Raw genomic sequence first — 14,149 nt, 5'->3', positions numbered from 1 at the left:
CCCGCGGTCCGCTTCAGCCGAGGTCGCGCAGGCGGGGCAGCAGTTTCGCGGCGGCTTCGGACGCGCGGACGACGTCACCGTGCCCGGTCGGCATCAGGACCAGCTCGGTGAACCCGGCTTCGACGTAGCTCTCCGCGAGCCGCAGCGCACTGTCCGCATCGGACGGCACGCGGAACTGCACCGCGCGCCGGATTTCCGCCCGGTCACGGCCGATCTCGGCGCAATGGCGGTCGAGAACCGACGAAAGCCGTTGCAGTTCGACGATTTCCGTGCCGGGAAGGGCCGCGTTGAGCCAGACGTCGGCGTGTTCGGCGACCACGCGCAGGCCGCGCTTCTCGCCGCTGCTGCCGAGCCACAGCGGCGGCTTTTCCTGTACTGGTTTGGGATCGCTGAGCGCGCCGGTCAGCGTGTAGTGCCGTCCGTCGTAGTCGGTGACCGGCCTCGTCCACAACAGACGGAGGATCTCGCAGGTTTCGGCGAGCCTTTCGACGCGTTCGACCGCCGGGGCGGTCGGCGTGCCCATCATCGTGTCGGTCAGGGCGTCGCCGCCCGCGCCGAGGCCGACGTCGAGCCGTCCGCCGGAGAGGTGGTCGACGGTCACCGCGATCTTGGCGAACGTGCCGGGGTGCCGGTTGGTGTTGCCGGACACCAGGCAGCCGAGGCGGACGCGCTTCGTCGCCTCGGCCATCGCGGCCAGCAGGCTCCAGCCGTCGAAGATGTCGCCGGTGCGGTCCGGGCCCATCGGGGCGAGGTGGTCGAACACCCAGCAGCCGTCGAAGCCGCCGTCGTCGGCGATCGCCCAGAGTTCGCGGAGGGTGGCAACGCTGACGTGCTGCTGGGACGGTTTGAGACCCACGGTGGTCATGGCGCGCTCCTGATTATCAGTTAAAAAAATCATCAGCAAGACTGACGATCAGGGTAGGGGTAGAGTTCTCGCATGTCCAGCGACCTCGAGACCGGCCCGCCGCCCGCGGTCACCCGGCGGCTCGGCTACCTGCTGAAGCACGCCCAGCTGCGGCTGTACGAGCTGGCCGAGCCGCTGTACGAGCCGCTCGGGGTCACCGGGCGGCAGTTGGCGCTGCTCACGCTCTTCGGCGACGGCCCGGCGCAGTCGCAGCAGGACGGCGCGGCCCGGCTCGGCATCGACCGGACGACGATGGTCGCGCTCGTCGACGAGCTGGAGGCGAAGGGGCTCGTCCGGCGCGAGGTCGCGCCCGGTGACCGCCGCAAGCGCCTCGTCCGGTTGACTGAGGAGGGGGAGCGGGTTCGCCAGGCCGGAGAAGCGGCCACGGGCGAAGCCGAGACCCTCTTGCTGGCGCCCCTGGGCGCCGATGCGGAGCGGCTGCGTGCCGCGCTGCAGCTGGTCGTTCGCGGCGAGTGAACGCGATCGGGAAGCAATCGGACGGCAACCGCGTTGTCCAGGTCATATCCGAAGAAAACCTCAGCTTTGGTAGAGGTTTTGGAACTGGGGGTCTCCCGTGGACAACACCTGGGCGCTGCTCAGCTCGGCGATGCGCGCCAACGACGTGCCGAAGGCGCTGACCCGCGGCACGTTCAAGCGGGTCGCCCGCTTCGCCCGGCCGCACTGGCGGGCGCTGCTCATTTTCCTGGTGCTGACCGTCGTCTCGGCGGTGCTGGCCGTGACGACACCGGTGCTGGCGGGCAAGGTGGTCGACGCGATCGTCAGCGGGCACGACCTGTCCGTCGTGATCTGGCTGGCGATCGTGATCGCCGGGCTGGCCGTCGCCGACGCCGGGTTCGGCCTGATCGAGCGGTGGCAGTCCGCGCGCATCGGGGAAGGCATCATCTACGACCTGCGCCGCGCGGTCTTCGAGCACGTGCAGCGCATGCCGATCGCGTTCTTCACCCGCACCCGCACCGGGGCGCTGGTCTCGCGGCTGAACAACGACGTCATCGGCGCGCAGCGGACGTTCACCGCGACGCTGTCCGGCCTGGTCACCAACACGATCCAGCTGGCCCTCTCGCTGGCCGTCATGCTCACGCTGTCCTGGCAGGTCACGCTGCTCGCCCTGGTGCTGCTGCCGATCTTCGTGCTGCCGGCGCGCCGGCTCGGCCGCCGGATGGCCGGGCTGCAGCGAGAAGCCGCGAACCTCAACGCCGGCATGACGACGCAGATGACCGAACGGTTCTCCGCGCCGGGCGCCACGCTCGTCAAGCTCTTCGGCCACCCGGTGCAGGAGGCCGACGACTTCGGCGTGCGCGCCGGGCGCGTGCGCGACATCGGCATCCGGACCGCGATGCTGACCCGCTGGTTCATGACCAGCCTGACGCTCGTCTCGGCGCTCGCGCAGGCGCTGGTCTACGGCCTCGGCGGCTACCTCGCGCTGACCGGCCAGCTCGCGCCGGGCACCGTCGTCGCGCTGGCGCTGCTCCTGACCCGGCTCTACGCGCCGCTGACCGCGCTGGCCAACGTCCGCGTCGACGTGATGACCGCGCTGGTGTCGTTCGAGCGCGTCTTCGAGGTGCTCGACCTCGACCCGATGATCCAGGAGAAGCCGTCCGCTGCCGCGCTGCCCGCGTCCGAGGAGGGCGTGGCGGTGGAGTTCTCCGACGTCCGCTTCGGCTACCCGGCCGCGGACCGGTACTCGCTGGCGTCGCTGGAGGACGTCGCGACGCTCGACCACCGCGGCGGCGAAGAGGTGCTGCACGGGATCTCGTTCCGCGCGGAGCCGGGGCAGATGGTCGCGCTGGTCGGGTCCTCCGGCGCGGGGAAGTCGACGATCGCGTCGCTGCTGCCGCGGCTCTACGACGTCGACTCGGGCTCGGTCCGGCTGTCCGATGTGGACGTTCGCGACCTGACTTTCGCTTCGCTGCGGGAAACCGTCGGCGTCGTCACGCAGGACGGGCACCTGTTCCACGAGACGATCCGCGCGAACCTGGCCTACGCACGCCCGGGCGTCACCGACGACGAGATCTGGGAAGCGCTGGAGCGCGCCCGGCTCGGCGAGCTGGTGCACTCCCTGCCGGACGGCCTCGACACCACGGTGGGGGAGCGGGGTTACCGCCTCTCCGGCGGCGAGCGCCAGCGGCTGACGATCGCGCGGCTGCTGCTCGCGCAGCCCAAGGTCGTCGTCCTCGACGAGGCGACCGCGCACCTGGACTCCGAGTCCGAGGCGGCGGTCGGCGAAGCCCTGACCCACGCGCTGGCCGGCCGCACGGCCCTGGTCATCGCGCACCGGCTGTCGACGGTCCGCGCCGCCGACCAGATCCTGGTCCTGGAGCACGGCGAGATCGTCGAGCGCGGCACGCACGACGAACTCCTCGCCGCGAACGGCCGCTACGCGACCCTCCACGCCACCCAGTTCGCCGACCAAGAACCCGCCGCGGCGTGATCAGAAGGGCATCACGCGTGATTGAAGAGGCATGACACGTGATTGAGGGGGCATCACCCGTGATTGGCGGGGCATCGGAGTGATGCCCCTCCAATCACGCGTGATGCCCCTGCAGACACGGGTGATGCCCCGCTGATCACGCTTGATGCCCCTTGACGCACGTGTAGAGGGCTTGGACCAGGGCCATTTTGCGGGGGTCGTCGCGGATCAGGGGGCCCAGCTGGTTGAGGGTGTAGCCGAAGGCGATGCCGTTCTCCGGGTCGGCGGCGCCGGTGGAGCCGCCGAGGCCGTCGTGGCCGAAGGCCGCGGGGTTGGGGCCGAAGCCGCGGGCGTCGCTGCCGCGGTAGAAGCCCAGGCCCCACTCGTTCGGGAGGCCGAGCACGGCGTCGATCTCCTTGCCCTGGCTTTCCCGTGCTCGGGCCAGCCCGGTGGCCGACAGCAGCGTGCCGTCCAGCAGGCCGCCGTAGATCGTGGCGATGCCGCGGGCCGTGCCGTGGCCGTTCAGGGCCGGCATGACGGCGTGGCGGAAGGCCGGTTCGTTCGCGTGGTGCCCCGCCAGCTGCGGGTTGGTCAACGCCGCCTGCGCGACGGGCCCGGCCGCGGCGAAGGCCGTGGCCAGCGCGTTCACCATCTCCTCGGTCAGCACCGGGTCGACGAGGGTTGCGCAGCGGCCGAGGTCGGCGTCCGGGCCCAGCCCGATCGAGAAGTCCGCCCCGAGCGGCGTCGCGACCTGCTCGGCGAAGAACTCGCGGACGCCCTGCCCGGCGATCCGCCGGACGACCTCGCCGACGAGCCAGCCGTAGGCCAGCGCGTGGTACCCGCCCGCGGAACCGGGTTCGTACAACGGTTCCTGAGCGGCCAGCAAGGACGTCATCAGGTCCCAGTCGTACAGCTCCTCGACGGCCACCGGCCGCTCGAGGCCGATCCCGGGGACGCCGGAGCGGTGCGAGAGCAGCCACCGCACCGGGACCCGCGCCTTCCCGGCCGCGGCGAACTCGGGCCAGTACTTCGCGACCGGCGCGTCGACGTCCAGCTCGCCGGCGTCGGCGAGCCGGTGCGCGCAGATCGCCGTCATGCCCTTGGTCGTCGACCAGACGTTGGCCAGGGTGTCCGCCTGCCACGGCCGCGCCCGGTCCGGATCGGCCCAGCCACCCCACAGGTCGACGACGACCTCGCCGTCGCGCAGCGCCGTGAACGCCGCGCCCAGCTCGCCCCGCTCGCGGAAGTTCTCCTCGAACGCCGCGCGGACCGGCTCGAACCCGGGGGCGCAGGTGCCGTGCACCGTCGGATCGTCCATGGGAGTCTCCTCAGCTCGTCGTTGAGCACACCGACCAGTCGGTATGGCGACGCTAGAGGGGGCCGGGCACGCCGTCAAGGCATGCCCGGCCCGTGCGCTACTTCAGTTGCGGCACGATCGCGCCGTACTTCGCCAGCAGCGCCTCGTTCGCCTGGTCGCCGCCCTCCACATTGGAGCTGCGCCACAACGGGACGTCGAGGCCCTCGGCGACGCCGCGGTCGTAGACCTGGGCGAGCACGAGGTTCCACAGGAACGCGTTGACCACAGTGGACAGCGGCGCGGTGCGCGGGGCGTCCGGCGGGTAGCTCGCGTCACCGGGGATGACCAGCGAGTCCAGCACGACGGTGCCCTGCTCGACCAGGTTGCTCGACGAGCGCCGCGGCGCCGCGGCCACGCACGCCCGCGACGTGATCGCGATGACCGCCGCCCCGCGCTTGTGCGCCTCGATGCACAGCTCGACGGGGTACGGGTTCGACCCGGACGTCGAGAACACGACCAGCACGTCGTCCGGTCCCGGCGCGCGCTCGGCCAGGACCTCGGCGGCCAGGCCGGTGCGCCGCTCGGTCTTCGTGCTGCTCACCGCGCCGTGCAGCGGCAGCAGCTCCGGGTGGTACAGCGGGTACACGCAGGCCAGGCCGCCGGCCCGGTAGAACGTCTCGGCGACGGCCGCCAGCGAGTGCCCGGCCCCGGCGGTATAGACCAGTGCGTCGGCCCGGATCACCCCCAGCACCAGATCGGCCGCGGCCCGCACGGCCTCGGCGTTGGCCTGCTCGACGTCCGCCAGCTGTTTGGCGACACTGCCCGAGATGTCCGTGGTGCTCACCACACCCACCCTTCCGTCGGGGATCGGGCGCCGAATCTACCGCGAAGATGGTGGTACGCGGTGGAATAGCCGGGTGGCCGTTCCAGGTTTATCCGGATGCGGGCGGCGGGTCCCGGACTATGGGAGGGCTTGGGGTGAGCGAAGCGGAACCGGCGGTCTCGGTGTGGCCGGCGCGCGGGCGGACCGAAGCGGTCGTGCTCGTGCTGCACGGCGGCGCGGAGCACGGCACGGGCGGCGTACCGCCCTGGAAGCTCGCCTACCTGCGGATGGTGCCGATCGCGCGCGCCCTGCACCGGGCCGGCCGCGGGCACGGCGTCGAGGTGCGCCTGCTGCGCAACCGCCGGTACGGCTGGAACGCCCCCGCCATGGACCCGATCCAGGACGCCCGCTGGGCCCTGGAGCGCATCCACGCCGACCACCCCGGCCTGCCGGTGGTGCTGGTCGGGCACTCGATGGGCGGCCGGGTGGCGCTGCGCGTCGCCGACGACCCGGCGGTGCGCGGGGTCTGCGCCCTGGCGCCCTGGACGCCGCGGGGTGAGCCGGTCGAGGCCGTCGCCGGGTGCTCGGTGCTCGTCGTGCACGGCACCCGCGACCGGATGACCAGCCCCGCCGAGTCCCACGCCTTCGCCGAACGCGCCGAGGGCGTCGCCGCCCGGGTTGCCCGGTTCGAGATCGCCAACGAGGGCCACGCCATGCTTCGCCGCTCTTCCGTCTGGACCCGGCTGGCGATTGCTTTCACAATGGAAGTAATCGCCGGGAGCACCGACGAAACACTCACGGGGGCGTGGGCCGCGCCGGGACCCCAGCGGCTCCGAATACCCGTGTGACAACGCCCCGAACAGGGCATTCAGTGAAGCGCGCCGCGGGGGTGCGGCGACTACGATCGATCACCGGCGCACCAAGCCGGGCGGAGGGAGAACCCGTGACCACCTCGAGTGTCGACCGTGTGTCGGCTCAGGACGTCCCCGACGAAAACCGGTGGCCGGGGCTGGCCACCCCACCGCACTCCGCGCTGCGGGCGCGGATCGCCGCCTCGCTGTTCCGCCGCGCGGTCCGCCCGCTCGACGTCCGGGTGGTCTTCCCGGACGGGACGGTGCTGGGCAACGGCGGGCCGGAATCACCCGAAATGCGGATCCTGCGCCCCGAGGCCTTCTTCCACCGCCTTGGCGTCGACGCCAAGATCGGCTTCGGCGAGTCCTACATGGCCGGTGACTGGACCGCGTCCGACCTGGCCGAGGTGCTGACGCCGTTCGCCGAGCGGATGGCCACGCTCGTGCCACCGGTGCTGCAGAAGTTCCGGAAGATCGCCGAGCGCACCCAGCCGCCGGCCGAGGAGAACACCCTCGAAGGCGCGCGGGCCAACATCCACCGGCACTACGACCTGTCGAACGACCTGTTCGCCACGTTCCTCGACGAGTCGATGATGTACTCCTCGGCCCTGTTCGGCCCGGCCGACGACCTCACCGCCGCCCAGCACCGCAAGATCGACAGCGTGCTGGACTACGCCGGGGTCCGCGCGGGCAGCGAAGTCCTCGAAATCGGTACCGGATGGGGTGAACTCGCGATCCGCGCCGCCGCGCGCGGCGCCGTCGTCACGTCGCTCACCATTTCGGAGGAGCAGCGCGCGCTGGCCACCGAGCGTATCGCCGCGGCCGGGTTCAGCGACCGCGTCGAAGTGAAGCTGTGCGACTACCGCGAGTCGAGCGGGCAGTTCGACGCCGTGGTCAGCGTCGAGATGATCGAGGCCGTCGGCGCGTCCTACTGGCCGACGTTCTACGCGACCATCGGCGAGCGGCTGCGCCCCGGCGGCCGGTTCGGGCTGCAGGCCATCACCATGGACCACGACCGGATGATGGCGGCGTCGCGGGCCTACACCTGGATCCACAAGTACATCTTCCCCGGCGGCATCATCCCGTCGGTCCGCTCGATCGAGGACGGCCTGGTCACCAACACCCGGCTCAAGCTGGCCGGGATGCGCGAGTTCGGCCAGGACTACGCCCACACGCTACGGTTGTGGCGCGAACGGTTCCTGCACCGCTGGACCGACATCGCCGGGTTCGGGTTCGACGACGTCTTCCGCCGGATGTGGGAGTTCTACCTGGCCTATTCCGAGGCCGGGTTCCGCTCCGGGTACCTCAAGGTCCACCAGTTCGGCTACGAGGTGACCGACAAGTAACCTCCGTCGGCAACCCCGACCCGGTGCCGCACGTCCTCCTTTCGAGGACGTGCGGTTGACTGACGACGACGTGTTTGTCCGAATCGGGATTGGGTGATGGGTGATGACGTACCGTGGCGATGACGGCGGACGCCGGATGCCCCCGCCCCGCCCGCCCGCCGGGCGCCCCCGGGACCACCAGCGCGCGCAGATGATGCCGCTGCCCGGGCGCGGCCAGAGCCCGTACGACGAACGCACCCGCCCGATGGGCCACCGCGAGCAGGACTACGTGCCGCCCCAGCCGCCGCCGCGGCAGCCTCCGCCGCGCCAGGACGACGACTACCCGCCGTCCCGGCCGCCGCGCGGGCGTCGCCGCTGGGGCTTCGGCCGGATCCTGATGACGTTGCTGCTGGTGTTCGTCGTGTTCCTCGCCGGCATCTGGGTCTACCTCGAGTTCTCCATCAAGCGCGTCGACGCGCTGGCCGACTACGAAGGCCGCCCGGTCGCCGCGGCCGGCACCAACTGGCTGATCGTCGGCTCGGACAGCCGCGAAGGCCTCACCGCGGCCGACGAGGAGAACCTCGCCACGGGTGACGTCGCGGCCGCCGGCGGGCAGCGCACCGACACGATCATGGTCGCGCACCTGCCGGACAACTCCACCAAGCCGACGCTGCTCTCGCTGCCGCGCGACTCCCAGGTCAAGATTCCGGGCCACGGCACCAACAAGATCAACGCGGCGTTCTCGCTCGGCGGGCCGAAGCTGCTCGCGCAGACCGTCGAAGGCGCCACCGGCCTGCACATCGACCACTACGCGGAGATCGGCTTCGGCGGGTTCGCCAAGATCGTCGAAGCGATCGGCGGCGTCGAGATGTGCATCGACAAGGACATGAACGACACGGTGACCGGCATCAGCATCAAGGCCGGCTGCCCCCAGACCCTCGACGGCCGCGAGGCGCTCGGCTTCGTCCGGATGCGGCACAGCGACGCGACCCCGCGCTCGGACCTCGACCGCGTCGCCAACCAGCGCAAGTTCATCGGCGCGCTGGTCAGCCAGATCGCCAGCCCGGGCACGCTGCTCAACCCGTTCGACTTCTTCCCGCTGCTGTCCGCTGCGCCGGACGCGCTGACCATGGATTCGGGCGACCACGTGCACAACCTCGCCGGCCTGGCGATCGCCATGCGCGGCATCTCCTCCGGTGGCGTGGTGACCACGACGGTCCCGGTGACGAGCGGCTCGGCGGAGAACTGGGACAAGAACAAGTCGAAGCAGCTGTTCGACGCGCTGAAGAACGACACCGAAGTGCCCGACAGCGTCATCGTCAACTAATTCCCGCGCGCGGCACGGCCCGGCCGGGGCACCATGGGTCGATGGAGACCCCGGCCGAGGCCTTGACCCGCGACGAGTTCTCGCTGGCGCGCTGGCGCTTCGAGGACAGCTCGGCGCTGGCCGCCGCCGTCTCGGGGTCCGGTGCGCACCTCGCCGACTGGCTGCCCTGGGCGGCCGGTGGGTACACCGCCGACAGCGCGGCGGCGTACCTCCGTCTCACGCACGGCAACTGGGAAACCGGCCGGGCGTACGAGTACGCGCTGCGGGTCGGCACCGAGCTGGCGGGCGGGATCGGCGTGTTCACCCGCGACGCCGGGGTCGAACTCGGGTACTGGCTCGTCCGCGCCTTCACCGGCCGAGGTCTGATCACCCGCGCGGCCGAGTCGCTGATCGCCGACGCGTTCCGCCGCGGCGCCGGCTACGTGGAGATCAAGCACGACGAGCTGAACGCCCGCAGCGGCGCGATCCCGGCCCGGCTAGGGTTTTCGCCCGCACGCAAGGAAACCGCCGACCCGGACCGGGCGCCGGCGTGCTCCGGTACCGCCGTGGTCTGGCGGCTCGAGCGCCCCTGAGAGAGGAGACCTCGCGCATGGAAACCCCGGCCGAGACCTACCGCGACGGTGACCTGACGCTGACCCGCTGGCACCCCGGCGACCGTGACCTGCTGACCCGGCTCGTCAGCGGCTCCGTCGAGCACCTCGGGCCGTGGCTGTTCTGGGCGACCGGCGGCTACACCTCGGACGACTCGTCGGAGTTCCTCCGGCTGACCGGGAAACGCTGGGAGAGCGGCGAAGCGTACGAGTACGCGATCGGTGAGGACGGCGAAGTGACCGGCGGCGTCGGCGTGATGACCCGCGACGGCGGTGTCGAGATCGGCTACTGGCTCGCCTCCGGCTGGACCGGGCGCGGCCTGATGACCCGGACCGTCGCGCTGCTGACGGCGGAGGCGTTCCGCCTCGGCGCCGGCTACGTCGAGATCAAGCACGACGAGCTGAACACCCGCAGCGGCGCGGTGCCGGCCCGGCTCGGGTTCACGAAGGTGCGCGAGGAACCGGAGGACAAGCCGCTGGCGCCGTCCTGCGCCGGTACGAACCACGTGTGGCGGCTGACCGCCTAGGAGACCTTGTTGCGCTCCCGCAGGACCTTCAGCGCCTGGTCGGCGTGGACCGTGAAGTTCAGCTCGCTCTTGATCTTCTCGAGCACCCGGCGGTCCTCGCCGATCACGAAGGTCGCGCGCTTCGCGTGCAGGGGAAGGAGCTTGCGCCACACGCCGAACTGCTTGGCGACCTCACCCTCCACATCGGACAGCAGCGGGTAGTCGAAGCCGTTGGCCTCGGAGAACTGGCGCTGCTTGGTGACGCCGTCCGGGCTGATCCCGACACGGTGCGCGCCGACCTCGGCGAACTCCGCGGCGAGGTCGCGGAAGTGGCAGCTCTCCGCCGTGCAGCCGCCGGTCATCGCGGCCGGGTAGAAGAACAGCACCACCGGGCCGGTGGCCAGGAAGTCCGAGAGCTTGCGCTCCTGGCCCTGGTCGTCGGGCAGCGTGAAATCGGGGGCGAGGTCTCCGGCGTCCATGGAGGTCCCTTCTCGTCGGCGGCAGAACCCATCTTGCCGGGTGTTCGGAGCCGCCGGGCGACCGGCTTGGTCAAGATCCGCCAGGGTGCCGCGCGATCAGCGCGTCGACCTCGTCGCCGGTGGCCGAGTCGTTCGCGAACGGCCCGCGTGCGGCCACCACGCCGAGCTGGCGCAGCCTCGTCGCCTGCTCGTGCGTGCGGACGCCTTCCGCGCCCACCTTCAGCTGCAGCTCGCGGGCGCGGGTGACCAGCTGGGTCAGGTGCCGGATGTCGGGCTCGGCGGGCTCGTCGGCGTCGAGGGCGTCGATCACCGGGCCGGACAGGATCACGTGCCGCACCGGCAGGCCGTGCTGCGGGATCAGCTCCAGGTCCGCCGAGCCGGAGATGGTCAGCACCAGCTGCGTGCCCAGGTCGGCCAGCACGGCGAACGAGTCGAGCACCTCGCCGCGCGGGTCGAGCACCGAGTCGCGGTCGGTGCACAGCCGCAACGCCGTCGCCGGCAGCTCGTGCTTGTCCAGCTGCTCCCGGACCAGCAGCACCAGGTCCGGGTCGATGGCCAGGCGTGCGGGCAGCCGGACGCAGACGTCCGGCGCGGCGTCGCCGAGGCGGGTCCGCCAGCGGGCGGTCGCGGCCAGGGACTCGGCCAGCAGCCAGCGGCCGAGCGGCACGGTCATCCCGGTCGTCTGGGCCAGCGGGTAGAACTCGTCGGAGTCGAGCTCGCCCTTCTCCGGGTGGTTCCAGCGCAGGCCGGCGTTGACCGCGGCGATCCTGCCGGTGTCGGAGAGCTTCACCGTCGGCTGGTAGACCAGCGAGAACTCGCCGTTCTCCAGGGCGCCGGCGATCACCGCGCCCAGCTGGTAGCGGCCGCGGTCCCGGGCGTCCAGCTCCGGGTCGAACAGCATCCACTGCGCCTTGCCGGCCTCCTTGGCCCGGTGCAGCGCGATCTCCGCGGCCCGCAGCAGCTCCGCGGCCCCGCCTTCGACGGCCGCGCGCACCACGATGCCCGCGCTGGCGCTCACGCCGATGCCGTGGCCGCCGAGGTAGATCGGCTCGTTGAGGTCCTCCAGCGCGCGCTCGACCAGCTCGACGACCTCGGCGGCCGACAGCCGGCCGCGCAGCAGCACCGCGAAGCCGTCACCGGACAGCCGCGCGACGAACCCGTCGTGGTGGCCGGTGAACACCGCCGACAGCTTGCCCGCGACCCCGCGCAGCACCTGGTCGCCGACCCCGGCGCCGAGGCCGTCGTTGACGACCTTGAAGCCGTCGACGTCGAGGTAGATCAGCGCGATGTCGTCACGGGCACCGGCGGTGAGCGCCGCTTCGAGCTTGGTGCTGAACGACGAGGCGTTCGGCAGCCCGGTGAGCGGGTCGTGGACGTTCTGGTGGACCAGCCGCTCCTGCAGCAGGTGCAGCTCGTTCGCGTCGGACACCATCAGCACCGGGTACACCGAGCCCGGCCGGTCGCCGGGCAGCCGGGCGAGCGTGACGTCGGTCCAGAGCTGGCCGTCTTCGGCGTGGTCGAGCAGCATCCGCTCCCGGAAGCGCTCGACCCCGGAGCTCACCTGCTCGAGCCCGGCCTTGAGCCGGGAGACGTCGTGGTCGGTCGAGCCGAGGCCGGTGATGTGCCGGCCGCGCAACCGGTCCGGCGGGCAGCCGAGCAGCTGCCCCAGCGCGAGGTTGGCCTCGACGACCTCGCCGTCCGGGTCGGCCAGCGCGATCCCCATCGGCGACGCGGCGTAGAGCGCGCTGAACCGCAGCAGCGCCCCGTCGTGCCCCGAGCTGACGTGGTCGACGGCGTCGTTCGCGACCCCGAGCAAGAGCTGTTCGAGCTCTTCCGGGGGAAGCGTTACTCCTTTGGTGTCAGCGAGGGTCGCCGCCCACCTGCGGGCCACGTCCAGCAACCCTGGCGCGGCACCGGGCTCAGACACTCTCCACCTACTTCACGCACAGGTCTGGCCAGTTCAGGCCCGGTGTCCGGGATCTTGACCCCCCAGGGGGTGTTCCTCGGCCGCGACCGATGCCACGCCATCATGTGCGTACCGGGGTGTCTACCGGCTGAACGAGTGACAGACCTCCACGATTGGTGACATCGTGTCACCATGTGTATCGGGCCACGGACGGGTGGCGGGTCAGCGAGGCGTCAACCGCACCGGCAGGCCGTCCGCCGGCACCGGCAGGGACACGTAGTCCCAGCGTGCGGTGTAACTCTCCGGAACCGACCAGCGGTAGGCGCGCAGCATCTCGTGCATCAGCAGCTTGACCTCGAGACCGCCGAAGTGCAGCCCGATGCACTTGTGTGCCCCACCCCCGAACGGCATCCAGGCCATGCGGTGCGACTTGTCCTCGCGGCGCGGTTCGGCGAACCGCTCGGGGTCGAAGGTGAACGGGTCCGTCCAGCACTCCGGCGAGAAGTGGTTCACCGTCGGTGACACCCCGACCAGCGTGCCCTCCGGGATGTAGTGCCCGAGGACCTCGGTGTCCTTGACGGTCTGGCGGGTCAGCGTCGGCACCGGCGCGACCAGCCGCAGCGCCTCCTTCATCACGAGGTCGAGCGTCTCGAGCTTGTCGATGGTCGCGATGTCGAGGACGTCGTCGCCCAGCGCCAGGGACTCCTCGCGCGCCCGTTCCTGCCACTCCGGGTGCTTGGCGAGGTAGTAGGCCATGGCGCTGCTGGTGATGGTCGTCGTGTCGTGCGCGGCCATCATCAGGAAGATCATGTGGTTGACGATGTCGGTGTCGGTGAACCGGTCGCCGTCCTCGGTGGTGGCGTGGCAGAGCGCGGCGAACAGGTCGTCGCCGTCGGCGGCCCGCTTGGCGGGCAGGTTCTCGCCGAAGTAGCGCTCCAGGACCCGTCGCCCGTGCAGCCCGGCCGACCACCGCCCGCCGGGCACCGGGACGCGCACGAGCGCGGTGCCGGCCCGCACTGAGCTGACGAAGGCGCGGTTGATGCGGTGTGCGTCGGCGCCGCTGCGCATGCCCATGAACACGCGGGTCGCGACGTCGAGGGTGAGCTGCTTGAGCGACCAGTACAGCCGCGGCCGCTCGCTCGCTCCCCAGGTCGCGACGCCTTCGCGCAGGGCGGGGCCCATCTCGTTGACGTAGCCGGTGAGGCGGTCGCGGGTGAAGGCCTCCTGCATGATCCGGCGGTGCAGGTGGTGCTCGCCGAAGTCCATCAGCATCAGGCCGCGCTCGAAGAACCTCTCGATGAAGAACTTCCAGCCCTCCTGCGAGAACGCCTTGTCCTTGTTGACGAGCGCGATCTGCGTCGCCTCCGGCCCGGACAGCGCGACGATCCGCCTGCCGAACCCCTTGGTCCACGACACCGGGCCGTAGAGCTCGTGGCGGCGCAGTCCGAAGGCGGGCCCGAAGCGCATCATCTCGAGCATGTGCCCGACGACCGGCGGGCCTTCGTCGCCGAGCACGGGCTTGAGGCCGCTGCCGGCGGGCGGCGTCGCGAGCTCCTTGACCGGCCAGCGCGACGCCAGCCACCGCCGGTCGACGCCCGGGGGGAGCGGTAGCGAGGTCAGCGGCGGAACGCGTTCACGCAGCGCTTCGGCGGCCCGGCCCACAGTGCTCGTCAAGGTGACCATCTCCCCGTCGAGATCGGCTATGCCTCCACG

At 71.4% G+C, this 14,149-nt stretch carries 13 protein-coding genes; 7 read left to right on the top strand and 6 right to left on the bottom strand.

The genetic code is table 11. The annotated features are described in order from the left end of the window. Window positions 1–13 precede the first annotated feature (13 nt). Window positions 14–865 (bottom strand): LLM class flavin-dependent oxidoreductase, encoded by an 852-nt coding sequence (locus tag VA596_RS24245; RefSeq protein WP_323330310.1) that lies wholly within the window; start codon window positions 863–865, stop codon window positions 14–16. Window positions 866–937: 72 nt separating this feature from the next. Here VA596_RS24245 and VA596_RS24240 point away from each other — a divergent pair, with 72 nt between their 5' ends. After that, a complete protein-coding gene (locus VA596_RS24240; RefSeq protein WP_323330308.1) occupies window positions 938–1,381 on the top strand; it encodes a MarR family winged helix-turn-helix transcriptional regulator in 444 nt (147 codons plus the stop codon). Between the two features lie 97 nt (window positions 1,382–1,478). Further along, window positions 1,479–3,353 carry an ABC transporter ATP-binding protein gene (locus tag VA596_RS24235; RefSeq protein ID WP_323330306.1) on the top strand — a complete coding sequence of 625 codons (1,875 nt, stop codon included), beginning with the start codon at window positions 1,479–1,481 and terminating at the stop codon, window positions 3,351–3,353. A gap of 136 nt (window positions 3,354–3,489) precedes the next feature. Here VA596_RS24235 and VA596_RS24230 read toward each other — a convergent pair whose 3' ends face one another. Both VA596_RS24230 and VA596_RS24225 read right to left on the bottom strand, forming a co-directional pair. After that, window positions 3,490–4,650, bottom strand: a complete 1,161-nt coding sequence (locus tag VA596_RS24230; protein ID WP_323330304.1) for a serine hydrolase domain-containing protein — start codon at window positions 4,648–4,650, stop codon at window positions 3,490–3,492. A gap of 97 nt (window positions 4,651–4,747) precedes the next feature. Next, window positions 4,748–5,476, bottom strand: coding sequence for an SIS domain-containing protein (locus VA596_RS24225; protein WP_323330302.1), 729 nt, complete (start codon window positions 5,474–5,476; stop codon window positions 4,748–4,750). 131 nt (window positions 5,477–5,607) lie between these two features. On the opposite strand from VA596_RS24225, the gene VA596_RS24220 reads away from it, so the two are divergent. The 5 genes from VA596_RS24220 to VA596_RS24200 all read left to right on the top strand — a co-directional run bounded on the left by VA596_RS24220 (window position 5,608) and on the right by VA596_RS24200 (window position 10,072). Continuing rightward, window positions 5,608–6,300 carry an alpha/beta hydrolase gene (locus VA596_RS24220; RefSeq protein ID WP_323330300.1) on the top strand — a complete coding sequence of 231 codons (693 nt, stop codon included), beginning with the start codon at window positions 5,608–5,610 and terminating at the stop codon, window positions 6,298–6,300. A 95-nt stretch (window positions 6,301–6,395) separates the two neighbouring features. Continuing rightward, a complete protein-coding gene (locus VA596_RS24215) occupies window positions 6,396–7,649 on the top strand; it encodes a cyclopropane-fatty-acyl-phospholipid synthase family protein (protein ID WP_323330298.1) in 1,254 nt (417 codons plus the stop codon). A gap of 136 nt (window positions 7,650–7,785) precedes the next feature. After that, window positions 7,786–8,955, top strand: coding sequence for an LCP family protein (locus VA596_RS24210; protein WP_323330296.1), 1,170 nt, complete (start codon window positions 7,786–7,788; stop codon window positions 8,953–8,955). Window positions 8,956–8,996: 41 nt separating this feature from the next. After that, window positions 8,997–9,527, top strand: coding sequence for a GNAT family N-acetyltransferase (locus VA596_RS24205; RefSeq protein WP_323330294.1), 531 nt, complete (start codon window positions 8,997–8,999; stop codon window positions 9,525–9,527). Between the two features lie 17 nt (window positions 9,528–9,544). Further along, on the top strand, window positions 9,545–10,072 hold the full coding sequence (locus tag VA596_RS24200; protein WP_410171920.1) for a GNAT family N-acetyltransferase: 528 nt from the start codon (window positions 9,545–9,547) through the stop codon (window positions 10,070–10,072). On the opposite strand, the gene VA596_RS24195 is transcribed toward VA596_RS24200, so the two are convergent. The 3 genes from VA596_RS24195 to VA596_RS24185 all read right to left on the bottom strand — a co-directional run bounded on the left by VA596_RS24195 (window position 10,069) and on the right by VA596_RS24185 (window position 14,119). Beyond that, complete coding sequence (locus VA596_RS24195) at window positions 10,069–10,530, bottom strand: peroxiredoxin (RefSeq protein ID WP_323330292.1); 462 nt, start codon at window positions 10,528–10,530, stop codon at window positions 10,069–10,071. The genes VA596_RS24200 and VA596_RS24195 overlap by 4 nt on opposite strands. 70 nt (window positions 10,531–10,600) lie before the next feature. Then, window positions 10,601–12,421, bottom strand: coding sequence for a putative bifunctional diguanylate cyclase/phosphodiesterase (locus VA596_RS24190; RefSeq protein ID WP_323330290.1), 1,821 nt, complete (start codon window positions 12,419–12,421; stop codon window positions 10,601–10,603). A 237-nt stretch (window positions 12,422–12,658) separates the two neighbouring features. Then, window positions 12,659–14,119, bottom strand: coding sequence for a cytochrome P450 (locus VA596_RS24185; protein ID WP_323330288.1), 1,461 nt, complete (start codon window positions 14,117–14,119; stop codon window positions 12,659–12,661). Window positions 14,120–14,149: the final 30 nt, after the last annotated feature.

This window comes from Amycolatopsis heterodermiae, assembly GCF_034929455.1.
GTDB classification, from domain to species: Bacteria; Actinomycetota; Actinomycetes; order Mycobacteriales; family Pseudonocardiaceae; genus Amycolatopsis; species Amycolatopsis heterodermiae.
The sequence above is the reverse complement of the archived record's forward strand: the minus strand, read 5'-3'. Positions and strand labels throughout refer to the sequence as shown.